Genomic DNA, 26,989 nt, shown 5'->3' with positions numbered 1-26,989 from the left:
CGCTTTATTGATATGTAGTAATTTTCTTGAGTTTGTTACATCAGTTGTATTTTCATTGTCGAAGGGAATAAAAAAAGCCTGAATAGAAATGAACTATTCAGGCACTTACATAAAAGTGTATTTTACTATGAGTTTATGCTAAAGCTGAAATTGCTTTTTGAATGCGTGTTATACTATCTGCTTTGCCGATCATGGCCATGATATCAAATAAATGCGGGCCTTTCATATCACCAACAATCACTAAGCGTAAGGGTGGCATCACTTTACCAAAAGAGAGTTCTTCCTGGCCTATCCAATCTTTTACAATGGTTTCCACGTTTACGGATGAGAAATCAGATATTCCTTCCAACACGGATACCAAACGGTTTAGAATCTCGGGAGTACCTTCTTTCCATTGTTTTTTCACTGCCTTTTCATTGTAAGATGTAGGTGGAACAAAGAAGTAATCGGATAAATCCCAGAAGTCAGCTACAAAAACAGCTCGTTCTTTTATTAAACCAACTACATTTTCAAGATAATCTTCTGGTTTTTCATCAACTGCAATTGATTTCTCATGTAAGATATCTGCATATAGTTTAGCCAATTCGGCATTCGTTTTTGTCTGTAGGTACTGTTGATTATACCATTTGGTTTTATCAGGATCAAAGCGGGCCCCAGATTTGTTAACACGCTGTAGACTGAAGGTTTCTACTAATTCCTCTAGACTAAAAATCTCTTGTTCCGTACCTGGGTTCCAGCCTAAAAGGGCCAAAAAGTTAACAACAGCTTCTGAGAAATAACCTTCTTCTTTGTATCCAATGGATTCGTTCCAGCTTAGAGGAAATACAGGGAATCCCATTTTTTCACCATCACGTTTGCTAAGTTTTCCTTTTCCCACAGGTTTCATTATCAAGGGTAAGTGAGCAAATTCAGGGGCATTCCACCCAAAAGCATCGTATAGTTGCTGGTGAAGTGCTAAAGAAGGCAACCACTCCTCACCACGAATAACATGGGTAATTTCCATTAGGTGGTCATCCACAATGTTGGCAAGGTGATAGGTAGGCATTCCGTCACTTTTGAAAAGAACTTTATCGTCCAGAACATTAGTGTCAATTTCAATGTTACCGCGAACAATATCTTTTAAATGTAATTTTTCATCCGGAGGCGTTAAAAAACGAACCACATAATCTTCCCCTGCGTCCAAGCGTTTTTGAACATCTTCGGGCATTAGGGATAAGGAGTTATCCAGTTTTAACCGGTTGTGCCAGTTGTAAATAAAGGTCTTACCTTTTGCCTCATGGTCTTTTCTATGAAAATCCAACTTTTCTGCGGTATCAAAGGCATAATAGGCTTTCCCGTTGGCTATCAACTCCTCGGCATACTGCTTGTACAGGAGATTACGTTCACTTTGTCTATAAGGTCCAAAATTACCTTTTTGGCCTGGGCCTTCATCAAAAGCAAGGCCACACCATTTGAGTGCGTCAACAATATATTGCTCGGCACCTTCAACGTAGCGGTTTTGATCAGTATCTTCTATTCTCAATATGAAGTCCCCGCCGTGTTTTTTGGCGAATAAATAATTGAATAGGGCAGTGCGAACACCGCCTATGTGCAATGGCCCTGTAGGGCTTGGTGCAAAACGTACGCGTACTCTTTGGCTCATGGCTAAAATTTTATGGCGTAAAGGTATAAAAAGCACCTTATCTCCCCAAAGTAAACCTCTTAAACAGACGCATAAAGGACTTGAATTTGGAGCTAAGGCCTTGGGTGCTTTTTTCTGTATCTTTACAATCTATGAATGGTTACCAGAACATACTGCAAAAGCTGAACGGTTTTGTTAGAAAGTACTATACTAAAATGCTCATTAAGGGTGTAGTATTGTTTGTGGCCTTTGGTGTCCTTTTCCTTTTGGCTGTACTTGGAGTTGAATTCCTACTTTGGCTTAGCTCTACGGGACGTTTGGTCTTGCTGCTATTGTTTGTATGTATTGAGGTGTTATTGCTGTTTAAATACATTCTAATGCCTTTATTCTATCTATTTCGGTTAAAACAAGGGATTAGTAATAGAGAAGCTTCCGTTTTAATTGGTAAACATTTTCCTGAAGTTGGGGACAAGCTGTATAATCTTATTGATTTAGGCGAGGATAAAAACCAATCGGAATTATTGTTGGCTAGTATTGAACAGAGAAGTGAACGAATGCGTTTAGTGCCGTTTGCTAAGGCTGTGGAGTTTAAGGACAACTTAAAATATTTGAAATACCTTGCTATTCCAGCAATGGTAGTGTTTCTCATTGGCGTATCAGGTAATCTCAAACCCTTTTTTGGTTCCGGAAATAGGGTGGTTAATTATCGTATGGCTTACGAACCACCAGCACCTTTTTCTTTTCACTTAATGACCAAAGATTTAGACGTGTTGGATGCTAAAGAATATAATTTAGAAGTAATTACTAAGGGAAGTGTAAAGCCCGAAACTGTTTTTATAGTTGTTGATGGAAAACAATCAATTCTTCAGGAAGATAACGGTCGGTACCATTATAAGTTTACACCTCCTTTAAATTCGGTAAATTTTTATTTTTTGGCTAATGGAGTGCAATCTAAACCTTATCGACTTAATGTACTCAAAACGCCTGTAATGGATGGTTTTGAGATGGAATTGGACTATCCCAACTATACCGGTAAACCGACCGAAACCTTGAAAAGTACGGGTAATGCTATATTTCCAGAGGGTACAAAGGTTAGTTGGAAAATTACGGGTTCAAATACCAGTACTGTCCAATTAATTACTGAAGATACCATTCAGGATTTTTCTAAAAGTAATGTTGATTTTAATCTAGAAAAGAGAGTGTATAGCAATTTAGATTATGAGGTGGCTACTTCTAATGACAATGTATCTCATTATGAGAAATTAAGTTATAAGTTAACTGTTATTAGGGATGCGTATCCATCCATTAAAGTGAAGCAGGTGTTAGACTCACTCAATCCTAATGTAGCCTATTACGCAGGTGAGGCAACGGATGATTATAAACTAAACAGTATAAAATTGATATGTTATGCCGATGATAATCCGGAAAACAAGCAAACCATACTATTGAACAATCCTAATTCTAATTTTGATCAATTTTATTACACATTTCCTTCTGGGCTGGAAATAGATTCTGATACGAATTATAGTTTTTACTTTGAAGCGGTGGATAACGATGCTATTCATAAAGGAAAGTCCATAAAATCCCAAGTGTTTTCATTGTCTTTGTTGGACGAAGATGAGCTTAGGAATAAAGAATTGGAATCACAACAATCATTGATCAATAACCTTGATAAATCCTTAGATAAGTTTAAGGAGCAGAAGGAGAGTCTTAAGGACATTAATAGGGAACAAAAAGAGAAGACCCAGTTTAATTTTACTGACCAAAATCAGGTTAAGGATTTTCTAAGAAAGCAACAACAGCAGGAAAGTCAGATGGAAAAGTTCAGTAAACAACTGAAAGAGAACCTGAGTAAGATGGATAAAGATGATGAGTTAAACCAGTTGTTGCAGGAACGTTTGGAACGTCAGGAAATACAGGCTAAGAAGAATGAAAAGTTGCTGCAAGAACTTAATAAAATAGCTGATAAGATTGATAAATCTGAATTAACAAAGAGGTTAGAAGACCTAGGAAAGAAACAGCAGAACAGCGAACGTAACCTGGAGCAGTTGCTAGAATTGACCAAACGGTATTATGTTACTGAAAAGGTTAATCAACTGGCTCGTGATTTGGAAAAATTGGCTGAAAAGCAGGAAAAGGCTGCTGATAATTTTGGAGTAAAGGATAAAGAGAAGGAGCAGAAGGAATTGAATACATCCTTTGATAACATAGCGAAGGAGTTAGATGAGTTGCATAACGACAATTTAAATCTTAAGAAACCGCTTGATTTGAGCCGTGATCACCAGAAAGAGTTAGATGTTAAAGAGGATCAGAAAGAGGCTTTAGAAGAGATTAAAAAAGAAGAACCTAGCTTTTCAGAGCCAGAAAGTAGTAAGGGGTCAGCGGAAAAGGCAACTAAGAAACAAAAATCTGCAGCTCAGAAAATGAAGCAAATGAGCGAAGCGCTTAGAAAATCGTCCTCAGGTGGCGGCGGAGATTCCATTTCTGAGGATGCTGAAATGTTAAGACAAATATTGGATAACCTGATTACCTTCTCTTTTAAACAAGAAAAGTTGTACGATAGTCTAGAAGATGTTGATGCGGATAGTCCGCAGTTTTCTAACGCTATACACCAACAACAAGAGCTTCGTGATTTGTTTGAACATGTAGATGATAGCCTTTTTGCTTTATCGTTAAGGCGTGCGGAGTTATCTGAGTTCGTAAACGAACAGATTACAGAAGTGTATTATAATGTGGATAAGACTTTGGAGAGCGTTGCGGAAAATCAAATATACCAAGGTGTATCGTATCAAAAATATGTGCTTAATGCTTCCAATAGTTTAGCTGATTTTCTTGCTAAAATATTGGATAATATGGAACAGAGCATGATGTCTGGTAAAGGAGAGGGTAAAGGAGAAGGTTTTCAATTGCCAGATATTATTCAGGGGCAACAGGAATTAAAAGAGAAAATGGAAGGAATGGGCAAACCCGGAGAAGGAAAGCCTAGTAAAGGTGAAGGGGATAAAGGAGAGGGCTCTAAGGGTGATAAGGGAGAATCTAAAAAGGGGGAAGGGCAAAAACCCGGTGAAGGAGAATCTAATCAAGGAGACCAGCAACAGGGAAAAAATGGCAAGGGCGGTAGTGGAAAAGAGCAAGGGGGTGATTCTGGTGATGGCTCAGGACAACTGTCGGAATCAGAACTTGAGGAGATTTATGAAATTTACAAAGAGCAGCAGATGTTGCGTCAGCAATTGGAACAGCAATTAGAGGACATGATGAATGCTGGGGATAAAAAACTTGCAGAGAAGCTGATTAAGCAGATGGAGGATTTTGAGAATGATCTTTTAGAAAATGGTTTTACTCAGCGCAGTATGTCCAAGATTAATAACATTCAGTATGAAATGTTGAAGTTAGAAAATGCAGCGTTAAAACAAGGTAAAAAACCTGAAAGAGAGAGTAATACCAATACCAATCAGTTTGATAATCCTATTACTACTAAACCCTCATTATTAGAGAATTATCGTAATGAAGTTGAGATTTTAAACAGACAAAGCTTACCTTTGCGCCAAAATTTTCAAAATATGGTTAAAGAATATTTTAAAACGGATGATTGAGTTTCATTATAAGACGGACTTTATTCTGGAGAATGAGGGCAAGTATGTAGATTGGTTAGGTTCTGTTATTAGTTCTGAAGGGGGAGAGTTGAATCAAATTGACTATGTATTTTGTTCCGATGAAGAGGTTCTTGATATGAACGAAAAATATCTTAATCACGATACGTATACTGATATTTTGACGTTTGATTATACAGAAGGAAAAGTCATTGGAGGGGATATTTTTATCTCTGTTGATAGGGTGATGGAAAACGCTAAGGAATTCAACATTTCATTTGAAGAGGAAATGCTTAGGGTTATGGCGCATGGCATATTACATCTCTTTGGTTTTAAGGATAAGTCCGATGCAGAGGTAACCCTAATGCGTGGTAAGGAAAACGAAAAAATTAAAATGTTCCACGTGGAACAATAAGGACATACCAGACCCGTATTTTAAGGTTAGGGTGGTGTATGTAAAGTAAATAATCACATTTTATAAGGATAAGAGATGTTTGCAGAGGAGTATGATGTTGTAGTAGTAGGAGGAGGACATGCAGGGGCAGAGGCCGCTGCGGCAGCGGGTAATATGGGTTCCAAGACCCTTTTGGTAACCATGAATTTGCAGACTATCGGTCAGATGTCTTGTAATCCTGCCATGGGAGGAATTGCCAAAGGACAAATTGTACGTGAGATTGATGCGCTCGGAGGATTAAGTGGAATTATCACAGATAAGTCCGCTATTCAGTTTAAAATGTTGAATAAGTCCAAAGGACCTGCCATGTGGAGTCCACGTACTCAAAATGACCGTATGCGGTTTGCGGAGGAATGGCGTCTGGCGTTGGAGAACATACCTAATGTTGATTTTTATCAGGAAATGGTTAGTGGATTACTAATTGAGAATGGTAAAGCAGTAGGGGTAAAGAGTTCTTTAGGGATTGATATTAGATCTAAATCCGTTGTTCTAACGAACGGTACATTTTTAAATGGACTTATCCATATAGGCGAAAAACAGTTTGGTGGAGGAAGAGCAGGGGAAAAAGCAGCTACTGGAATTACCGAACAATTGCTGCAGTTGGGGTTTGAAAGTGGACGTATGAAGACTGGAACACCACCACGTGTTGATGGTCGTTCTTTGGATTATTCGGTTATGATTCCTCAGCCAGGGGATGTGATTCCGGAGAAATTCTCGTATTTGCAGACGCCGGTTCTTACTACCCAACGTGATTGTTTTATGACCCATACAAGTGAGTTGGTTCATGATGTGTTGCGTGATGGTTTTGATAGATCACCTATGTTCAATGGTCGAATTAAAAGTGTGGGGCCTCGTTATTGTCCATCTATTGAGGACAAGATTAACCGTTTCGCAGATAAGAATAGTCATCAAATTTTTGTTGAACCTGAGGGTTGGGATACGGTAGAAGTATATGTAAATGGTTTCTCAACTTCCCTTCCGGAGGATGTTCAATTTAAGGCATTACGCTCGGTTGTAGGGTTTGAAAATGTGAAGTTCTTCAGACCTGGTTACGCTATAGAATATGATTATTTTCCACCCACACAATTGAAACATACTTTGGAAACTAAGCTTGTGGAGAACCTGTATTTTGCTGGACAGATTAATGGAACTACCGGGTATGAGGAAGCAGCTTCCCAAGGTCTAATGGCTGGTATGAATGCCCATTTAAAAATTAAAGAAAAAGAGGAATTTATTCTCCAAAGAGACGAAGCATATATTGGTGTTTTGATTGATGATTTAATTACAAAGGGTACGGAAGAGCCTTATCGTATGTTTACTTCTAGGGCAGAATACAGAACTTTATTGCGACAGGATAATGCAGATTTGCGTTTAACTCCACGGAGTTTTCAGATTGGTTTAGCTAAAAAAGAACGCCTTATCCGCATGGAGGAGAAGGAGAAAAAATCTGATTCATTCGTAAATTTCTTTAAAGAAACCAGTGTTAAACCAGAGGATATTAATCCTATTTTGGAGAGTGTAAATTCCGCTTTGGTGAAACAATCCGATAAGATGTTCAAGGTGTTTTCAAGACCTAAAGTAACCATGGATCACATGCTACAATTGGAAACAGTTTCCGGTTTTGTGGAAGAGAATAAGCTGGACCGAGAGGTACTAGAACAGACCGAAATTCAGGTAAAGTATTCGGGATATATTGCTAAGGAAAAGAATAATGCTGATAAATTATTACGCTTGGAAAACGTAAAAATTCCGGCAAATTTTGACTATTCAAAACTTAAGTCTTTGTCCTACGAGGCAAGGGAAAAACTGAATTCTATACAGCCAGTTACTATAGCACAGGCAGCTAGAGTTAGTGGTGTAAATCCATCTGATATTAGTGTGCTTCTAGTGTATCTAGGAAGGTAGAATTTAAGAACGTTCCACGTGGAACATATGTCGTTTCCACACTGCTATTCTAGATAAGAATAGTGCGGATACGACTAAAGGAACCTTACTACAGCGAACGCTATAGCTTATATAACGTGCATTTTTAAAATATACATAAGAATAGTACTTAAGGGTTTCCCAGCCAGTTCTATAGTAGAAGGGTTCGAAATCCTTTTTTTATTTCTGTTTATATAGAACGAGTAGGGAGGTGTAAAATTGTTTTGGACTTGATTTTTTGTTGATGTATTTTTTCAATCAAAAACGTCTTTTAGATGAAGCGATATCTGTTTGTTTTGTGTCTTGTCGTTACAGTTCAATCTTGCATTTCGGTACGGATTGCGGCAAGCATAAAAGAGTATAAAATTTTTAAAAAGAAGAAGTTCAAAAAGAGTCTTTCCAGAATAAAGATGTTCATTTTTGAATGCCCCAAATAATCGAAGCATTTTACAATTATGTGTATGATGATTTCCCATTTGAGATTAATGGAAAAATTATTTTTTTCGTGTTTTATGAGACCTCAATTCCTGCCAAAGTTTTGAAACTAGCTCCTGCTATTTTTAACGATACTTTGAATACAGCTTTAGCCAATGAAGAAGATGTTAATTTTGTTGGGGGAGATGATATGACCAGAACCAATAATTGACATTTAGCTATTGAAATAAATCGCGATTATGAAAAAGACTGTGTTCATGAAAATTCGTTTTCTAGAGAGCCAGTTTTAAATTATCTTCGAACTCTCAAAAAAGAATACCTCACCACGCACAACTACAATGAAACCGTTTTTAAAAACTAAAGACTTCTCAATTACCGGCGAAGACTTTGAATTACTTTTAGATGAAGAACTTCAAATGTTGGTAACACAACCCCAACCAAAAGATCTTCAAAAATACTATGAAAGTGATGTCTATATTTCGCATACCGATTCGTCTAAATCTGTTATAGATAAAATGTATCAGGCGGTCAAAAAAATCAGTCTTTCTCAAAAAGTCTTTTTGATAAACCGATACGCAAAGCAAAATAAAACGCTCCTGGATATTGGTGCAGGTACCGGGGATTTTTTGTTGGAAGCAAAAAAATGGAAGTGGTCCGTTAAGGGAGTAGAACCCAACCAGGATGCTCGGATTCGTTCTCGCGAAAAGAGAATGGAATTGTTAGCCGGTTTAGATGATTTGCCTAATACCAAATTTCAGGTAATTACACTTTGGCATGTTCTAGAGCATCTTCCAGATTTAGATTCGCAAATAGAAACAATAAAGAAAAACTTAGAGAAAGATGGAACGCTTGTTATTGCTGTTCCGAATTTTAAATCTTACGACGCCCAACACTATAAAGAATTTTGGGCAGCTTATGATGTGCCCAGACATCTTTGGCATTTTTCAAAAGAAGCCATACATAAGATATTTGCAAAACACGGAATGGAATTGGTGAAAACCAAACCAATGTGGTTTGATGCTTTTTACGTCTCTATACTTTCGGAGAAATATAAGACGGGCAAACAAAATTTAATGAAATCATTTCTAATCGGTTTTTGGTCTAATCTTAAAGCTATATTCACGGGTCAACCTTCCTCTATAATCTATGTTTTAAAAAAGCAGCAATAATACTCGTTATTTACGTTAAAACTTATTTTAAGCCGTTTTAAGGCTGTTTGGCTACCATTGCCCAGTGATTGTATGATTTTAAAAATATAATTCCTCTATGGATTTTGTAAAGTGCTGTTTTTGATAAATTTCACTTATACTTTATCGAATGAAGTATAAAGACTGTTGATGGGCTGTTTTAGGAGCTAATAATGATATCGAATTAAATTTTTTATGAATAGGAGCTTCTTCATCGACATTTAAAAATTAGATGACAACAATTAAAAAAGCTTTTCTATTTTTGCGCAACTTGTAAATTAATTTCTTTAGAATTTAATGAAGTCTAATTTTAGAAGTAATTAGTTAAGAGTAAAAAGTAGACTAATAATAAACTGAATTATGAAAAACGTAGTAGTGGTATTTTTGATGTTGGTAATGGTTTCTTGTCAACAAGAAAAAATTGGATTTGTAGACAATGTAAAGTTGATGGAAGAATACCAAGAAAAAGTTGATGTTGAAGCGGCATTCAAAGTTAAAGCTGATGCGCTGACCAAAAAGAGAGATAGTATTTCTCAGGCATTTCAAATGGAGGCTCAGGCGTTTCAAGCTAAAGCTCAAAAATTATCCCAGCAAAAAGCGCAGGAAGAGTATGGTGCAATGCAACAAAGAGGGCAAATGATAGGGCAGCAATTGCAGCAGGAAGATCAACAACTTCAAATGGAAGGCCAAACCGAAATGGATAGTATTATCAGTAAGGTGAAGAAAGAAGTGAAGGCTTACGGAAAAGCAAATGGCTATAGCTACATTCTTGGAGGTGGTGATGGTGGTAGCGTGCTGTACGGTGCAGAAGCTAATGATCTTACTTCGGAAATCGTAAAACTTTTGAACGATAAGTACAAGAAGTAAACCTACATAAAAAAATTATTGAAACGCCCGTAGATTCTATCTACGGGCGTTTTTTTATCTCTGAAGGATGTAGACCAGAAATATGGCAGGCATGAAATATACGGCAATGGTCTTGGCTCCTTCATAATCCTTGGCCATACGTTGACCGAACATAAGCATCAGTAACGACACGCATGATAGAATACTGCCATAAAGCGCAATGCTGCTTTCTCCTATGATTAAAATTTGATAAAGCCCAACGGCGCATAAAACACCCGAAGCCATCTCTATCCACACTAGGGTGCCCAAGAGAAAAGGGACAAGCTTTTCTAACGGGGTGCCCGTAAAATGTTCTTTGAGCCAAGAGAGATTTCCTTTCCAATCAAAAATTTTGTCTATACTACTTTGAATGAAGACAATTATTAGAAAAATCAAGATTAAAATTTCGGTGGCGGAGTTTAGAAAAGAATCCATAGACTATGGTTTTGGGGTTGGTTGCTATTAAGTTAGCAAAAAAAAACCGTAGTATAGTACAGCCTATGCTGCTTTTCGATGTAAGAGACGCGTTAACTTTATAGAAAGGTCTGTAAGAATAATCTTGGAGTTCCCATTTCGTTCAACGTGGTAAATAGCATCTTCAAGTTCTTTTACAATAGTTAGAATATTGTTTTCATGAACAAAAGGAGCAAACTTGTCCAAACTAAAACCATCTGCATGGATACGCATAAAAGAGAGATCTTTGGCATTAAAATTAATGAGCATGGCCTGCCTCATTACCGCTATGCAGTAGTGTAAGAACTTCTTTTGTGTTTCACGACCGGTCTTAGCTACTTCTTCGCTCCACATAATAAGATCTTGGATGGCGCTTTTATTTCCTTTGGCTTTAAAAGCGCTCCGTACCCATTGCACGAACCATTTTTCAAAGATTAAATCTTCTGAGTCTTCATTCATCAAATCTAATGCCTTGTTGAAGTTTCCGTTAGCTTCATGGGCTATGCGCAAGGCTTCTTCTCTTAACGCTCCTTTTTCAACTAGGGCATTGGCCATAGCTTCTTCGGCTAGGGGAGGGAAATGTAAGACTTGACACCGAGAACGTATGGTCTGTATAATTTGTTCCTCGTCTTCGGTAATAAGAATAAAGACGGTTTTATTAGGAGGCTCCTCAATTAGTTTTAAAAGCTTGTTGGCTGCCGCGGTATTCATTTTCTCGGCCATCCAAATCACCATCACCTTATATCCTCCTTCGTAGGATTTTAAGACTAATTTCTTAACAACATCCTGGGCTTCATCAACCCCGATCTGACCTTGTTTTTTTTCAATTCCTATTAAACGGTACCAATCAAAAAGATTTCCGTAAGGTTGTTCTTTTACAAATTTTCGCCATTCTTCCATATAGTGGTTACTGACAGCGTGGCTTTTTACCTTATCCGAATTGGAAACGGGAAAAGCAAAATGCATATCAGGATGGGAAAGTGCACCAAATTTAAGATTGCAGCTCTGGTTGTGTCCGTTGTTCTCTCCGCCACTGTTGGCACAAATAATATATTGCGCATAGGCAATGGCCATGGGCAAGGTTCCGGATCCTTCCGGACCCACAAATAATTGGGCGTGAGGAATTCTACCTGCATCGGCACTAGTGGCCAAATGGTTCTTGATGTGTGATAGTCCTAAAATCTCGTTGAACAACATGGGCCAAAGATAACTTTTTTAATACATACGATTCAACTGTGCCAACTTCTTAAATATGGTTAATATCTAGAGTCTATTGGTTTTGTACTACCAGTCTAACATCCTTTTTATTACATTTGCGACTCTCTAAAACCGAATAACATGAAAACTGTAAACGACTTTAATTTTGAAAATAAGAAGGCTCTCATTCGCGTTGATTTCAACGTTCCATTGGATGAGGAATTTAATGTTGCCGATGCTACCCGTATAGAAGCGGCGAAGCCAACAATCATAAAAGTACTGGAAGATGGTGGTAGTGCCATTTTAATGAGCCACTTGGGAAGACCAAAGGGACAAAAAGTTGCCGATTTGTCTTTACAGCATATTGCGAATAAAGTTTCGGATGTTATTGGTGTTACGGTAAAATTTGTTGCGGATTGTGTGGGTGATGTTGCGGAGAAAGCGGCTGCTGAACTTAAACCAGGTGAAATACTATTATTGGAAAACTTAAGGTTCCACGCTGAAGAAGAAAAAGGAGACGAAGGTTTTGCTGAGCAACTTTCTAAATTAGGAGATATATACATCAATGATGCTTTTGGTACTGCACACAGAGCACATGCCTCAACCACTATTGTAGCAAAGTTCTTTACGGATAAAAAATGTTTTGGATTCTTGTTGGCTAAAGAAATTGAAGCAATTGATAAAGTAATGCAAACCGGCGAAAAGCCAGTTTTGGCAATTTTAGGAGGAGCAAAAGTCTCTTCAAAAATTACCATTATTGAAAACATTTTGGACAAAGTAGACCACCTGATAGTTGGCGGTGGTATGACGTATACGTTCATAAAAGCACAGGGTGGGCAAGTAGGTGATTCCATCTGTGAAGATGATAAGATGGATTTGGCCATGGATATTTTAAAACAAGCCAAAGAGAAGAATGTACAAGTTCATATTCCTGTTGATGTATTGGCTGCAGATGATTTTGCAAACGATGCGAATACGCAAATTGTAGACGTAACCAAAATACCTGACGGATGGCAAGGATTGGACGCTGGTCCAAAAACTTTGGAGAATTTTAAGGAGGTAATCTTAAAGTCAAAAACCATCCTTTGGAACGGTCCTATCGGTGTTTTTGAAATGGAGAGCTTCGCAAAAGGAACTATCGCTTTAGGTAATTATATTGATGAGGCTACGCAAGGCGGTGCTTTTTCACTTGTAGGAGGTGGTGATTCCGTTGCTGCTGTTAAACAGTTCGGTTTTGATGATAAGGTTAGTTATGTTTCTACTGGAGGTGGCGCTATGTTGGAAAGCCTAGAGGGTAAAACCCTACCTGGTATCGCTGCAATAATCGGTCAATAAAGGCGTTATCGATAAACGGGGCGAAACGCTTAATTTTGTAAAAATTTTATTTTTTCGGAAAAAAGTACGATTTTAGTAGGGTTACAGTTCGCTGTAACCCTATGTTAATCATAGCTGTACGTACCGCTATATATGCACTTTAAATGATAAAAAGTAAAAAACGTTTTCTTTCGATTTTTTCAGGTCTTATTTTGGCGTTGCCCGTAGTGGCACAAGAACAGGAGAAAGATTCGGTTGTGGTTTCTGACGAGCTAACGGAAGAGGTTGTAGTGGATACACTGGCCATGGATATGAAAGGCCTAGAGCAGATGGAGGAGATGGCTAAGGATAGTGTGGTTTTAAATGATAGCCCACTAACCTTATCAAAAGACAGTCTTATATTAAGACTAAGACTTCAAGATTTGCCTGAAGCTGCCAAGTATGACAGCCTTTGGATGAAGGAACTTTACGCAAATGCATCCCTTTCCGATGAAATGTTCCGTGAGGTGGAAACGTTAGATTATGATAAAACCTATCCTACTTCTCTTCCTACGGATACGCTGAAGGCTCGTTTGGATAGACTAAACCAAAAAACACCTTTCAATATTGCTTACAACCCTTCTTTAGAGAACGTCATTAAATCGTTTCTTTTCAGAAAAAGAGATTTAATGGAGCGTATGTTGACCGTAAGCCAATTTTATTTTCCTCTATTTGAGCAAGAGCTGGACAACTACAATATTCCTTTGGAGATGAAATATCTTTCTATTGTAGAATCGGCATTGAACCCAAGAGCCCGTTCACGTGTTGGAGCAACAGGTCTTTGGCAGTTTATGTACGGTACCGGTAAGCAATATAAATTAGATGTGTCCAGTTATGTAGATGATCGTAGTGATCCAATAAAATCTACTGCGGCAGCCTGTCAATTTCTTTCTAAACTTTATGATATTTATGGGGATTGGGATTTGGCCCTTGCAGCCTACAATTCTGGACCCGGTAATGTAAACAAGGCTATTAGAAGGTCTGGTGGCCAAAAGAATTATTGGCAACTACGGCGTTACCTACCTAGGGAAACAGCCGGTTATGTTCCTGCATTTTTGGCAACTATGTACCTTTTTGAATATGCGGATGAGCATGGTTTACGAGGAGAAAAGATAGAAAGGGCCTATTTTGAAACGGACACTCTACACGTAAAAAGTTTCATCACTTTTGATCAAATTTCTGAACTGACCGGAGTTAGCAAAGAGGAATTAAAGGTTTTAAATCCTTCTTATAAATTAGACGTTATTCCCTTTATAGAAGGGAAGAATCATACGTTGCGTTTGCCAAAATATGCAGTAGGAAGCTTTGTGCATAATGAGGAAGCTATCTATGCCCATATCAAAAAAGAATTGGAAAGCAAAGAAAGCCCGTTGGCACAAATGGCAAAGGAAGCGGAAGATAATCGTATTCGTTATAAAGTTCGTAGTGGAGATTTTTTGGGTAAAATAGCCGAGCGTTACGGGGTTGGCGTAAGTCAATTAAAACAATGGAACGGCTTGCGCAGTAATAATCTTAGAATAGGACAACGACTAACTATTTTTCCTAGAAAAATGCCAAGCGCTGCAGTGGTTTCTACAAAAACATCTAGCTCTGCTAAAAGTTTTCCACCCGGCACAAAGACCCATACAGTGCGCAGTGGTGACTCACTTTGGACCATTTCAAAAAAATATCCAGGAATTTCTGTTGAAAATTTACGACAATGGAACGGTATTAGCGGTAAGAATCTAAAACCGGGCACAAAATTGAAATTGTGCGAATGTTCATCGTAAACCTATACCAAAATGAAACAAGCTGGAACACTATTTTTACTCTTTTCCTTAGCATTTTTATCCTGTAAAGACAGTAAGAACCAAAACTACCTCCCTACTTCCGTTGGAGCAATAAACTCTATGGTCGTTGTAATTGATAACGAGCTATGGAAAGGCAGTGTGGGCGATAGTATTAGAAGTCATTTTGCTGCTCCTGTTGTGGGCATGCCTATGGATGAGCCTTTATTTACTATAGATCAGATCGCTCCTAAGTTTTTTACGGGTTCTATAAGGAATACACGCTCTATTCTTTATGTGGCGGAAGATTCGTTAAACTTGGCTCACATAAAGAAGGATATGTACGCTTCTCCACAACGCGTTGGGGTAATTAAGGGCACCACTAAGACTGAGGTCATTGAAAATATTAATGCTAAAGCCAATGATATTATCACTTCTTTTAAGAACATGGAAATTGAAGCTGCACAAAAACGTTTTGACCGCTCATTGAATAAAGAAACCGAGTTGCAGGACAAGTTTGGTATTCAATTGAAAATACCATCCATTTACAAGGTGGGTAAGCAGGAAGATAATTTTGTGTGGATTGACCGTGAAATACAGAAGGGCACCGCTAATATAATCGTGTATGAGATGCCTGCCAATAGCTTTGATAATGATTCTACTTTGGTGAAAGATATTGTGGCAATGCGCGATTCTGTTGGAGCCAAATACATTCCTGGGCCGGATGTTACAGGAAAAATAACCCACATGCGTACGGAACCGGCATTTGCTCCTTATATCTACCCTGTAGAAATAGCAGGATTAAAAGGTGTAGAGGTAAGAGGACTTTGGGATATTAAGAATTATCCTATGGCCGGACCTTTTTTGACCTATATTCTAAACGATAAGGCTAACAATAGAAAATTGGTTCTAGAAGGCTTTGTTTTTGCTCCCGCTACTCAAAAGAGAAATGACCTTTTTGAATTAGAAGCAATACTAAAGACATTACAATTAGGAAAGACTGCAAAATAGTTACTAGTACGGAATGTATTATAACGAAAACGCCCATCTTCTCAGATGGGCGTTTTTTTATTTACACTGTTTTAGTTTAAGCAAATGCAAAGCCCGTAGAGACCCGATAAATAAAAGCATATATCACAATCATCAATAAGGCAAAACAAAACCACGTGTACACCTTAAAATACTTTGTGAGTATTCTAAAGGTCCAGTCTCTAAATGCCTCTACATAAATTTCTTTAAAAAGTAATAATTTCCGCATATCATAGATTTTGAGATTCATGGCAAAGCTACGATGTACTGACGAGGCCTACACATTAATTGGATAAAGTGACAAGAAAATAGGGTGCATATTTTATTTATTTCAAAAGATAGACGAAGGGGTAATTTATTGGATATATGACCCTTTTTTACTGTCAAATTTATTTTTGGGTTACATGCGGTTATTGATTTTTCCTATAACAATATATCATACTCTTTGTAGGAGAATGTTATAAGTAAACAATGGGCTTGTGTATCTCCTTGAGCTGTTTATTGTTTTATTCAATATATATCCAAAAAAAACCGCTGCGTAAAAGGCAGCGGTTTTAGGTATTTGAATAAGTTGTTTCGGTTTTACATATTTAGTATTATAAATTCTGATCTTCTGTTTAGCAAGTGGTCTGCTTCCGAACAAGGTGATGAGCCATCACAATCATTAAGCAGTCTGTTTTCTCCATAACCTATGGCACTTTCTATACGATTGGCATCGATTCCCATAGATATGATGTAATCTCTTGTAGATTTAGCTCTTTTATCAGATAGGTATTCGTTGTAAACTTTGCTACCACGTGAATCTGTATGGGATTCAATTTTAATGACCATTGTTGGGTATTCCTTCATTACGCTAACCAACTTGTCCAATTCTTTTGCCGCATCTGGTCTAATTTGAGATTTATCAAAGTTAAAGTAAATCATTTCTGTCTTGATTTTTTTGATGCCATCTTCAACAGCGATCATTTCTTCAAGGCGTTTCATGGCGATATCTACATTGGTTGTATCATTTACTGTAGTCTCGACTAACCTCTCATTATCTACAAATTTTGACTGAACAGTTTTTAAAGTGTATTTGGTTGAATCGTCAAGGTCTTCAAAAATAAAGCTTCCGTCATCTTCGGTAACCATTTCTTTAAGCTTGATACCATTTTCATCCAAAAGCTGTATTAATGCTTGCGGCATTACATCTCCTGTTACCATCTCGGTCACAAAGCCGGCAATGGCATTTTTGTTTACAGGCACCTCTTCTAAAATTAATCGCTTAAAAGAATAGATGTCATCATCTCCCTTACCCCCTTCTCTATTGGATGCAAAATAACCTTGTTGATTTTCTTCGTTCACGATATATGAGAAATCATCCTTATTACTATTTACAGGTTGACCTAAATTCTTAACTTCTGCAAACCCTTCCTCTTGGTCATATGCACTTTCGTACACGTCTAGACCACCTAGACCTGTAAATCCGTCAGAGGAGAAATAAAGTTTGGTTCCGTTAAAGAAAGGGAACATTTCACGTTGTTCCGTGTTAATTGTAGGACCTAAGTTTCTAGGTTCGGAGAAGCTTCCGTCTTCAAGAACATCTACAACAAAAATATCGGTCTTACCTAAGCTACCGGGCATATCCGAAACAAAATAAAGCTGTTTCCCATCAGGGCTAAGTGCGGGGTGACCCGTAGAATAGTTATCGCTGTTGAAAGATACTTCTACTGCTTCCGTCCATTCTGTGTCTACTTTGGTAGATTTATATATTTTTAAATGATTCACTCCATTACTATCTCTTTTCAATTTTTTACCATAATTATTACGGGTAAAGTACATTGTGCTATTATCAGGTGTAAAAGTTACCGAAGCTTCATGATATTTTGTGTTTATCTTTTTGGAGAATTTTAAAGCATCTTTTAGGTCATTAGACTCTTCATTAATTTTAGCAACATATAAATCTAGGTAAGGTTGGTCGTTCCATTTATACCGTCTGGTACTAAAAAATGATGAATCTTTAGCAGATGAAAACACCACTTGATTACTGTCTAGGAACATTGGTGAAAAGTCTGAATATTCCGTGTTCACAGCTAAATTCTTAAGCTCAAAATCGGCTTTTGAATTCAATATATTATCTAAGACACTTTCGTTTGCTTTGCGGGCGTTGGACACCGCATTCGCAGGTGCGTCTTTCATCTTCTTGTTATAAAGACGCATAAGACGTTTTGATCTTGCATATTTACCAGTACCTTTTAAGGAGTGTGCATATTTAAATATATTTTCAGAAGACATTTCCTTACCGTAGTTTTCATAAAGTACGTTGTACCACTCGTATGCTTTCTCCATATTGGTATTAAAATAATATGCATCGGCAGTTTTTTGGATAACTTCTTTAGAGCGGTACTTTTCACCTTTCTCTAGGGCTTGCTCATATAATTCGGCAGCCTCGGTATACCACATTTTATCAAAATAGTGATCTGCACGTTGTAAAAGCTTGGTTTTATTTGTTGTTTCGGAAATTGTAGTTTTTGGTGTTTCTATTTCAATAAGTTCATCATCAACATAAGCGAGAGGAACTATATTTGTTTCCTTTTGGTTAAATACTTGAGTGTCTTTAATTTTTTCCAATTCTGAAAAGTCAGAAGACTCGGCGCCGGTTTCCGGGGCTACAATACCATTTTCGATAGACTCGGCCTCATCATTAAAATCAACACCATCACCCCCTATTGCAACACTATTTTCTATTTCAAGAATCCACTTATCATTTGTATAACTGCCATCTAAATCAGAAGCGCATGCATCTACCGCTTCAAGACCAAATGGGTAGTATGTTAAATATACATAGTTAAGATCATTTTCTGGATTAAGAATATATCCTGCAGACTCAAAACCTTTTTTATGTAGTTTCTTAAGGGTTTTGTTTAGCGTTTTTTGACTGCTAAAAACACCCGATATGATGTAATATCCGTTTTCAATACCCGAAAGGCCACTAAATGTTCTGTGGGGAATTTCATATCTATCAGCAGCCTCTTCAAAAGTTTCCGTGATAGAGAACGTATCAGAATCAACTGGTGTAAAGTTGACCGTTTCCGTTTCTGGCTGGGTCGATATTACTAGTTCTTCTGAATCAAGATTTTCAAAGTCTTGGGCAAAACTGCTAAAAGACAGGAGAAAAATAAAAGCGGTTATTAATTTTTTCATGATTTTGGGTGTTTAAAAAATCAAAAGATTTTTGAAAATTGGCTGGTGTTTTTTATGGGAATCTACTTAGAGCATGGTAAAATAGCGCTGTGCCTTACCTTAATACTATCTTTTGATAACGTAAATTTCGGGTGAAGGTTACGTATCTATTGATCTTTGTTGTGAAAGCCTTGTTTAGAGAAGTGAATGCCCTTTAAAATGATGTGAGCCCTATGGACAAGCAGAATTTTTAAATTTCGTAAAAAATGAGATGAGTTATCTACGACAATATAATATACCTTTTGGTATTAATTTAGGGTATAAAAAAACCTCTGATTACTATCAAAGGTTTATAAATCGTTAAGAATTAGGTGTTTCCTATTCTTTTTTCTCTTCTAAAGTATCGTCTTCTTTAGAGGCATCTTTAAATTCTTTAATGCCACTACCAAGTCCGCGCATCAATTCTGGAATCTTTTTTCCTCCGAACAATAAAAGAACCACTAAAACTACGATTCCTATTTGCCATGGCCCTATCGCTAAAAATATCTGTAAACTTGTCATATTCTCATTTTTAAACAGATTCAAAGATACTAAAAAAGTTACTTGATTAACCCTAAATATATCTGCAAGCAGATTATTTTAACAGATTTGTGCTCGTTTTCTTAAATGTTTAGGTAGCATGACTATGGTATTTACAAGAATCATTAATTTAGAACAACCGTATAAGAATCCGATTCCATCCTTTATATTTGCTCCATGGCCAAAAAAGTCAAAAAGAGAAAAGAAATAAAACGCAAACTGCTTCATAAGTATCGTTTGGTTATTCTGAACGAATCTACTTTTGAAGAGAAAATTTCTTTTAAGTTGAGTCGGCTTAACGTGTTTGTTACCGGCTCACTCTGTATTATTGGTTTAATTGGGCTTACAACTCTATTAATTGCTTTTACGCCATTACGAGAATATATACCTGGATATTCTAGTACAAAACTTAAAAAGCAGGCTACGGACCTTACTTACAAAACGGATTCTTTAGTGGCAACATTAAATAATACCAATAAGTATTTGGAAAGTATCCGTATGGTTTTGAGGGGAGATGTAGCTTCTCAAGAAGTTAATTTAGATTCCCTGCGAGAACAGTTTAAAATAGACCCATCTAGCGTAGATCTTACTCCTATAAAGGAAGATTCACTTTTAAGGGCGGAAGTAGCTCTAGAGGATAAATACAATCTTTTTGAACGTAGTGCAACAGCAGCAGAAATTGAATTGTTCCCTCCTTTAAGCGGAGAAATATCCAATAGTTATGATGCGGATAAACGTCATTATGCCGTAGACGTGACAGCACCAAAAGATACGCCTATTAAGGCCGTTGCTAATGGCACCGTGATATTTTCTGAATGGACGGCGGATACAGGTTATGTTATTATACTTGAACACAAAGACGGACTTTTGAGTGTGTATAAACACAATGGATCTTTAAATAAGGCACAAGGTGATGTGGTAAGGGCTGGCGAAGTAATTGCCTCTGTTGGTAATACAGGGGAATTTACTACAGGACCTCACCTCCACTTTGAGCTTTGGAGTAATGGTAACGCTGTTAACCCATTAGATTATATAGACTTTTAATGTGCATTTTTGAGCAAATAATTTTTAAAGAAGGAAACCTCACACTTGCCGTTTGAACTGATATCTGATTTTCTCTATGTCAATAAAATCACTTGGAGCTAAAATATTTGCAAAACGCATTGCCAAACAGACGGCAAAGTGGCGCGATAATCCTGTTGTAACACAGGACAAGGTTTTTCGTCAATTAATTCAAAAAGCAAGTCTAACAAAATTTGGTGTAGACCATGGTTTTGGAAATATAAAATCTCATGATGATTTTATTAAAAAAGTGCCCATACGAGACTATGAAGCTTTAAAGCCTTACATGGAAGAGGTTGTGGCAGGAAAAGAAGATATTCTTTGGCCCGGTAAACCGGTGTATTTTGCAAAAACTTCCGGAACGACATCCGGTGCAAAATATATTCCTATTACGGAAACTTCTATTAAACATCAGGTCAATGCTTCCAGAAATGCCATTCTAAATTATATTGATGAAACAGGGAATGCCGATTTTGTAACCGGAAGAATGATTTTTCTTCAGGGAAGCCCGGAATTAACAGAAAAGAATGGAGTTAAATTGGGTCGGCTTTCAGGAATATCAGCCCATTACGTTCCTAATTATTTACAAAAAAACCGTCTACCTAGTTGGGAAACCAACTGCATTGAAGACTGGGAAACCAAGGTCAATACTATAGTTGATGAGACTATAAATGAGGATATGACCGTTATTGCGGGTATACCTTCATGGGTACAGATGTATTTTGAAAAATTGGAAGAGAAGTCGGGTAAAAAGGTGGGAGACTTGTTCAAGAACTTTAACCTTTTCATATATGGAGGGGTCAATTATGAACCGTATCGAGCAAAATTTGAGGGATTAATAGGGCGTAAAGTTGATAGTATAGAGCTCTTCCCTGCTAGTGAAGGATTCTTCGCCTATCAAGATTCCCAGAAAGATAAAGGGATGCTTTTGCTCTTAGATTCTGGTATATTTTACGAGTTTGTAAAAGCTGACGAGTTTTTTGAAGAGAACGCAAAACGCATCACTATAAAAGATGTTGAGCTAGGGGTTAATTATGTAATGATAATTTCTACGGATGCAGGCTTATGGGCCTATAATCTGGGAGATACCGTTCAGTTTATTTCTTTAAAGCCATACAAAGTAGTGGTTTCGGGACGTATTAAGCATTTCATTTCCGCTTTTGGAGAACATGTAATTGCTAAAGAGGTGGAAGAGGCTATGCAATTGGCCGTTAAAGAAACGGGTGCAAGTATTAATGAATTTACCGTTGCTCCACAGATTACTCCAGCAGGTAATCAATTGCCCTATCATGAGTGGTTCATAGAATTTGAAAATGAACCAATGGATATGGAGCGGTTTATAGAGATTTTGGATAATTCTTTACAAAAGCAGAATAGCTATTATTATGATTTAATTATAGGTAAAGTTCTCCAAACCTTAAAAGTTACCCGTATTTCAGAAGGTGGTTTCAATGCATACATGAAATCTATAGGAAAGTTGGGTGGTCAGAACAAAGTGCAACGACTGTCCAATGACCGTAAGGTGGCAGATGGGTTATCTTCATTTAAAAAATGATTTATACTGATTGATTTTGTTGACTTGGATGAGATTGGATTTCTAGAAAAGTTATGGGATTGGATATGGAGTGGACAGTATAAAACAACAACGGTCAAATCGTAACGACACCAAAAAAAATATCGTAATTTTGATTGAAATATTTTTATGGGAAATAATATAACCACTACGCGTGCTCAAGAATCGACTAATGCGATCGAGCGTTTGTACATAACTATGCGCCACCTGTTTAACCGTGGTTTCTATAAACCCACCGGTGTTTCGGGTGAGTCGCTAAAAAACGCGTTGCTACAATTACGACCGGAAATTTACGGTTCTATTGCAGAGGAAAAAGCGGAATTAAGCGGACTAATATATGTTTTAGAACGTTTGCCAAAGGGCATCGAACAATGCCGTTTTATCAATTTGACTTCGGATGAAGGTTATAGGAAATCGCACTTTGACCCAATCATACCACCAAAGCGGCGACGAAATTGTTACCGTATTGACGATGAGCAAATGAATATTGAGATTACTCGAGGTCGTTCTGACATTTATGATATTCTTACCCATTTAACTTTTCTTTTTATCGAATCTGAAAAAATCTGTAAAAGGGTTTTAATTGAAGATACGGATAAAACTATTCGGGATTGGAAAAAGCTGGAAGAGGCAGTCACAAAAGAAGAATTGACATTAGCCGAAAGAGAAGTTGCCGTTATACATACTGCTAATATCCTAGGGCGTTCCTTCATAGAGATTATGGCGGTTCATGAACAGTTTGCTACCGAAGAACAGCCTGATCGCTTTCTGGAAATCGTTTATTGGTTAGGCAAATTGGCAATTGAGGAGGAAATAACAGGCGAAAAGCGAGCTATAACTTTTAGCGCTTTGCTTCGGGAGCGTTTGGGGCACCATATTCACGGAGAACGTTGGGCAGATACCATAAAGGAGGTCTTGAAGAAAAACGGTCTTTTGGAGCGGCCTATCCATATTATAAGTGCTAATATGCACAGTGTTATGAATTCCTTGTTCGCAAAGAACTCGCTTAAAAAAGAGTTTAAAGGAAAAGAATCACTCGAAATCTACGAAGCGCTAAGCTCTCCATTAAACGGAAAATTACGCTCTAAAGTCGCTAAAATTGCAACCGAGAATGGAATGATCGCAATAGATGATTTTTCGGGAACGAATATAGACGTACAGTTGTTCGATACTGCTAAAATGAGTTCAGACGCTTGTTGCTATAAATTATCGGAGAATATTTCAGATGAAGAAAAGCCGGTACTATTCGTTATGGACTATGCATTTGGTGAGCAAGCTTATGAAACGATAGATGAGTTTTTAAAACCTTATAAAACAAAGGGAGACAAATCCGTGTTTTTGGATGTCGCGTCTATTTCCATTATGGGTAAAGCAGGTATTTTGGAAGGAGGAAAAGGTGATTTAATGATTCCGTCCGCACATATTTTTGAAGGTACGGCAGATAACTACCCTTTTAAGAATGAGTTATGTGCGGAAGATTTTAGAGGGCATGGGCTAAAAGTGTTTGAGGGAACAATGATAACTGTTCTAGGAACCTCGTTACAAAATAAGGATGTCTTGAAATTCTTTCACCAATCTACTTGGAATGTTGTTGGTCTGGAAATGGAAGGTGTTCACTATCAAAAAGCGGTACAGTCCGCTTCTAAAATACGAAAGAGCGTGCGAGAGGATATAAAAGTACGTTATGCATATTATGCATCGGATAACCCGTTAGAAACCGGAAGCACTTTAGCTTCAGGAGGTTTGGGTACTACAGGTGTCAAGCCTACTTACCTAATTACGGAAAAAATATTGGAACAAATTTTTAATTCATAGATTAATGTCAGACAAACCAAATAGCGCTTCTACCTCAGATGAGATTGACTTGGGGCAGTTGTTTAAGATGATTGCCAATGGTTTTAACCGAGTAGGCATCGCTTTTTTGCGTGTATTTTTGTATCTCAAAAAAAATGCACTCCTATTAATTGGGCTCATTGCGTTAGGTATAATCATTAGTTTTATTCTAAGTTCTTTTATTAATAAAAAGTTGAAGACAGAGGCTATTGTAAGACCTAATTTTGATAGCACGGATTATGTGTATGATGTTATTGATGAAATCCAATCCAACATATCTAGTCAGGACACCGCCTTCTTTCAAAAGATAGATCTGTCAGTCGAAGATTTAAAAGGTTTTAGAATTGAGATTGAACCCATTGAAGATCCCGAAGAAACCAAAGAGGAGGCAGAGCAGGAACTGCGATATTTAGAGCTACTTCAAGATTTCAAAGAAGAGAGCTTTGTGGTTGATATTGTACGGTCTGAACTAACCAAGAAAAGTATCATTGCGCATCGTATTACGTTTACATACATTGATGCAGACAAAGGGAATCAAATAGCTGAAAAATTATTGGATTATATTAACGATAATTCTTATTACGATAAAGTAAAGAGTACTTCTAGAGAAAACGCTCAGCTAAGAATAAATAAGAATACCGCACTTATTGCTCAAATCGATAATCTTATAGATAATTACACAAGAACACTGTTGCGCGACGATTCGCAGAAAGCGCAGGGTAACGTTTATATGGAAAATGAAAGCGCACTTAATATTTCTAGTTTGCTTTCGCTTAAGAACCGATTTTTAAAGGAAATTGAAGAAAAGAAATCAGAACTAACAGAGCAGACCGAAATATTGAGTGTAATTAATATGGGGAAGACCCAGGTATATAAAAAACCTCTTTTTAATAATACGTTTTTTTTGATTCCTACCGTATTGGTAGTATTGTTTTTTATGATTTCTTTCATTCTGTTCTTAAATAGAAAGGCCAAAGAATTACAATTATAGATAATTTTTATGTCCAGTAGAACAATTCTCATTACAGGTGGAGCGGGTTTTATAGGAAGTAATTTCATTCCATTTTTTCTAGAGGAGCATCCAAGGTTTTCCGTGGTGAATCTGGACAAGCTTACCTATGCCGGGAATCTGGCCCACCTGAAAGAAGTTAAAAACAACAAACGGTATAAATTTGTTAAAGGTGATATTTGCGATGCTAATTTGGTGGAGGCCATTTTCAGTGAAAACCAAATTACGGATGTTATTCATTTTGCTGCTGAGTCTCACGTAGACAATTCTATAGCGGGCCCGGAAGCATTTATACAGACTAATGTTAACGGAACTTTTAGGTTACTAGAAGCGGCGCGTAAAAGTTGGTTAGATGAGGGTAATGGAGCAAAGACTGGCTTTGAAACATCTCGTTTTCATCATATTTCTACCGATGAGGTATATGGTAGTTTAGGGGAATCTGGTTTTTTTGATGAAAATACGCCGTACGCACCCAATAGTCCGTACAGTGCTTCAAAAGCTTCATCTGATTTTTTGGTGAGAAGTTATTATCATACGTATGGACTTAACGTGGTAACGAGTAACTGCTCCAATAATTACGGGCCTAAGCAACATGATGAAAAATTGATTCCTACCATTATTCGAAAGGCATTGGCCGAAGAAGAAATCCCTATTTATGGAGATGGAAAGAATGTTAGGGACTGGCTGTATGTACAGGACCATTGTTCAGGAATAAATGACGTTTTTACTAATGGACGTGCAGGAGAAACCTATGTTATTGGGGGTAATAATGAGCATAATAATATTTCCATCGCTCAAAAAATATGTGGTATTTTAAATGACCTTCTCCCCAAAAAGAACGGAAGTTTCATAAATCAAATAGCTTTTGTAAAAGATCGTTTGGGCCATGACTTCAGGTATGCCATAGATGCCACCAAAATCAAGACGGAACTTGGTTGGAAAGCAGAATCGGATTTTGATTCTGGAATTAGGAAGACGGTTTTGTGGTATATAAACAAATATCAGAAGGATTAACGTATGAAGGGCATCATTTTAGCAGGAGGGTCAGGAACGCGCTTACACCCACTTACGTTGGCCGTAAGCAAGCAGCTTATGCCCATTTATGACAAACCGATGATATACTACCCGCTGGCAACACTTTTATCAGCAGGTATTCAGGAAATATTGATTATTACTACGCCTCAGGATATTACTCTTTTTAAAAAATTATTGGGAGACGGAAGTCAATTGGGCTGTAACTTCCAATATGCCATACAGGAGAACCCGAATGGATTGGCAGAGGCCTTTATTATTGGGGAAGATTTTATAGGAAAGGAAAAGGTTGCCCTTATTCTTGGAGATAATATTTTTTATGGTTCCGGACTTGCGAAATTGCTTCAAGCGAACAACGACCCTGATGGAGGAATCATTTATGGCTATCATGTTCAGGATCCAAAGCGCTATGGAGTGGTGGAGTTTGATGAGAATGGAAAAGCAATTTCTATCGAAGAAAAACCAGAGAATCCAAAGTCTAATTATGCGGTTCCGGGTATATATTTTTATGATAACCAAGTTGTGGAAATTGCCAAAGGTATTAAGCCTAGTCCAAGAGGAGAACTGGAAATAACAGATATCAATAAAGTATATCTAGAAAATAAAAAATTAACTGTAAGTATTCTAGACCGCGGTACTGCGTGGTTGGATACCGGTACATTTAGCTCCTTAATGCAAGCATCACAATTTGTTGAGGTCATTGAAGAGCGTCAAGGTCTAAAGGTAGGTTCTATTGAAGAGGTTGCTTATACCATGAGGTATATTTCTCGGGAGCAATTACATAAATTGGCCAAACCACTTGTTAAAAGTGGTTACGGTAGCTATTTGCTAGAATTATAATCGACG

At 37.4% G+C, this 26,989-nt stretch carries 21 protein-coding genes; 15 read left to right on the top strand and 6 right to left on the bottom strand.

The window, feature by feature from the left end; genetic code table 11:
- Positions 1–133: 133 nt before the first annotated feature.
- Positions 134–1,642, bottom strand: coding sequence for a glutamate--tRNA ligase (gene gltX, locus P0077_RS08205; protein WP_276168628.1), 1,509 nt, complete (start codon positions 1,640–1,642; stop codon positions 134–136).
- 131 nt (positions 1,643–1,773) lie between these two features.
- Here gltX and P0077_RS08200 point away from each other — a divergent pair, with 131 nt between their 5' ends.
- The 6 genes from P0077_RS08200 (at position 1,774) to P0077_RS08175 (ending at position 10,077) form a co-directional block, all read left to right on the top strand.
- Positions 1,774–5,214, top strand: coding sequence for a DUF4175 family protein (locus tag P0077_RS08200; protein ID WP_276168627.1), 3,441 nt, complete (start codon positions 1,774–1,776; stop codon positions 5,212–5,214).
- Positions 5,207–5,626 carry an rRNA maturation RNase YbeY gene (ybeY, locus tag P0077_RS08195; protein WP_276168626.1) on the top strand — a complete coding sequence of 140 codons (420 nt, stop codon included), beginning with the start codon at positions 5,207–5,209 and terminating at the stop codon, positions 5,624–5,626. The genes P0077_RS08200 and ybeY overlap by 8 nt, the downstream gene beginning before the upstream one ends.
- 75 nt (positions 5,627–5,701) lie before the next feature.
- The gene (gene mnmG, locus P0077_RS08190) at positions 5,702–7,570 is read left to right on the top strand and encodes a tRNA uridine-5-carboxymethylaminomethyl(34) synthesis enzyme MnmG (protein WP_276168625.1); all 1,869 of its coding nucleotides are present in this window, start codon (positions 5,702–5,704) and stop codon (positions 7,568–7,570) included.
- Between the two features lie 442 nt (positions 7,571–8,012).
- Complete coding sequence (locus P0077_RS08185; RefSeq protein ID WP_276168624.1) at positions 8,013–8,234, top strand: hypothetical protein; 222 nt, start codon at positions 8,013–8,015, stop codon at positions 8,232–8,234.
- 127 nt (positions 8,235–8,361) lie between these two features.
- Entirely contained in the window at positions 8,362–9,192 is an 831-nt protein-coding gene (locus P0077_RS08180; RefSeq protein ID WP_276168623.1) for a class I SAM-dependent methyltransferase, read from the top strand.
- A gap of 378 nt (positions 9,193–9,570) precedes the next feature.
- Positions 9,571–10,077, top strand: coding sequence for an OmpH/Skp family outer membrane protein (locus P0077_RS08175; protein WP_276168622.1), 507 nt, complete (start codon positions 9,571–9,573; stop codon positions 10,075–10,077).
- A 54-nt stretch (positions 10,078–10,131) separates the two neighbouring features.
- Here P0077_RS08175 and P0077_RS08170 read toward each other — a convergent pair whose 3' ends face one another.
- Together P0077_RS08170 and holB are read right to left on the bottom strand one after the other, a co-directional pair.
- The gene (locus P0077_RS08170) at positions 10,132–10,530 is read right to left on the bottom strand and encodes a DoxX family protein (RefSeq protein WP_276168621.1); all 399 of its coding nucleotides are present in this window, start codon (positions 10,528–10,530) and stop codon (positions 10,132–10,134) included.
- 63 nt (positions 10,531–10,593) lie between these two features.
- A complete protein-coding gene (holB, locus tag P0077_RS08165) occupies positions 10,594–11,745 on the bottom strand; it encodes a DNA polymerase III subunit delta' (RefSeq protein ID WP_276168620.1) in 1,152 nt (383 codons plus the stop codon).
- A 141-nt stretch (positions 11,746–11,886) separates the two neighbouring features.
- Between holB and P0077_RS08160 the strand changes: the two genes are divergently transcribed.
- From P0077_RS08160 to P0077_RS08150, 3 genes are all read left to right on the top strand, one after another.
- On the top strand, positions 11,887–13,080 hold the full coding sequence (locus tag P0077_RS08160; protein WP_276168619.1) for a phosphoglycerate kinase: 1,194 nt from the start codon (positions 11,887–11,889) through the stop codon (positions 13,078–13,080).
- A gap of 143 nt (positions 13,081–13,223) precedes the next feature.
- The gene (locus tag P0077_RS08155) at positions 13,224–14,867 is read left to right on the top strand and encodes a LysM peptidoglycan-binding domain-containing protein (protein WP_276168618.1); all 1,644 of its coding nucleotides are present in this window, start codon (positions 13,224–13,226) and stop codon (positions 14,865–14,867) included.
- A gap of 12 nt (positions 14,868–14,879) precedes the next feature.
- Positions 14,880–15,875, top strand: a complete 996-nt coding sequence (locus tag P0077_RS08150) for a DUF4837 family protein (protein WP_276168617.1) — start codon at positions 14,880–14,882, stop codon at positions 15,873–15,875.
- A 76-nt stretch (positions 15,876–15,951) separates the two neighbouring features.
- Here the strand turns inward: P0077_RS08150 and P0077_RS20930 are convergent, their stop codons facing one another.
- From P0077_RS20930 to tatA, 3 genes are all read right to left on the bottom strand, one after another.
- Positions 15,952–16,122: a DUF6747 family protein gene (locus tag P0077_RS20930; RefSeq protein WP_349292982.1), complete on the bottom strand. Its 171-nt coding sequence runs from the start codon at positions 16,120–16,122 to the stop codon at positions 15,952–15,954.
- A gap of 353 nt (positions 16,123–16,475) precedes the next feature.
- Positions 16,476–19,076, bottom strand: a complete 2,601-nt coding sequence (locus P0077_RS08145; RefSeq protein ID WP_276168616.1) for an OmpA family protein — start codon at positions 19,074–19,076, stop codon at positions 16,476–16,478.
- 357 nt (positions 19,077–19,433) lie between these two features.
- The gene (gene tatA / locus P0077_RS08140) at positions 19,434–19,616 is read right to left on the bottom strand and encodes a twin-arginine translocase TatA/TatE family subunit (RefSeq protein ID WP_276168615.1); all 183 of its coding nucleotides are present in this window, start codon (positions 19,614–19,616) and stop codon (positions 19,434–19,436) included.
- A gap of 195 nt (positions 19,617–19,811) precedes the next feature.
- On the opposite strand from tatA, the gene P0077_RS08135 reads away from it, so the two are divergent.
- The 6 genes from P0077_RS08135 (at position 19,812) to rfbA (ending at position 26,983) form a co-directional block, all read left to right on the top strand.
- Complete coding sequence (locus tag P0077_RS08135; protein WP_276168614.1) at positions 19,812–20,678, top strand: M23 family metallopeptidase; 867 nt, start codon at positions 19,812–19,814, stop codon at positions 20,676–20,678.
- 76 nt (positions 20,679–20,754) lie between these two features.
- Positions 20,755–22,251, top strand: coding sequence for a GH3 auxin-responsive promoter family protein (locus P0077_RS08130; RefSeq protein ID WP_276168613.1), 1,497 nt, complete (start codon positions 20,755–20,757; stop codon positions 22,249–22,251).
- Positions 22,252–22,398: 147 nt separating this feature from the next.
- Complete coding sequence (locus P0077_RS08125; protein WP_276168612.1) at positions 22,399–24,084, top strand: DUF6909 family protein; 1,686 nt, start codon at positions 22,399–22,401, stop codon at positions 24,082–24,084.
- A 4-nt stretch (positions 24,085–24,088) separates the two neighbouring features.
- Positions 24,089–25,093 (top strand): hypothetical protein, encoded by a 1,005-nt coding sequence (locus P0077_RS08120; RefSeq protein ID WP_276168611.1) that lies wholly within the window; start codon positions 24,089–24,091, stop codon positions 25,091–25,093.
- A gap of 9 nt (positions 25,094–25,102) precedes the next feature.
- Positions 25,103–26,125 (top strand): dTDP-glucose 4,6-dehydratase, encoded by a 1,023-nt coding sequence (rfbB, locus tag P0077_RS08115; RefSeq protein WP_276168610.1) that lies wholly within the window; start codon positions 25,103–25,105, stop codon positions 26,123–26,125.
- A 3-nt stretch (positions 26,126–26,128) separates the two neighbouring features.
- Positions 26,129–26,983, top strand: a complete 855-nt coding sequence (rfbA, locus tag P0077_RS08110; RefSeq protein ID WP_276168609.1) for a glucose-1-phosphate thymidylyltransferase RfbA — start codon at positions 26,129–26,131, stop codon at positions 26,981–26,983.
- The last annotated feature ends 6 nt before the right edge of the window (positions 26,984–26,989 follow it).

This window comes from Zobellia alginiliquefaciens (genome assembly GCF_029323795.1).
GTDB classification, from domain to species: Bacteria; Bacteroidota; Bacteroidia; order Flavobacteriales; family Flavobacteriaceae; genus Zobellia; species Zobellia alginiliquefaciens.
Note: the sequence above shows the minus strand (reverse complement) of the source record. Positions and strands in the feature narration are given on the sequence as shown.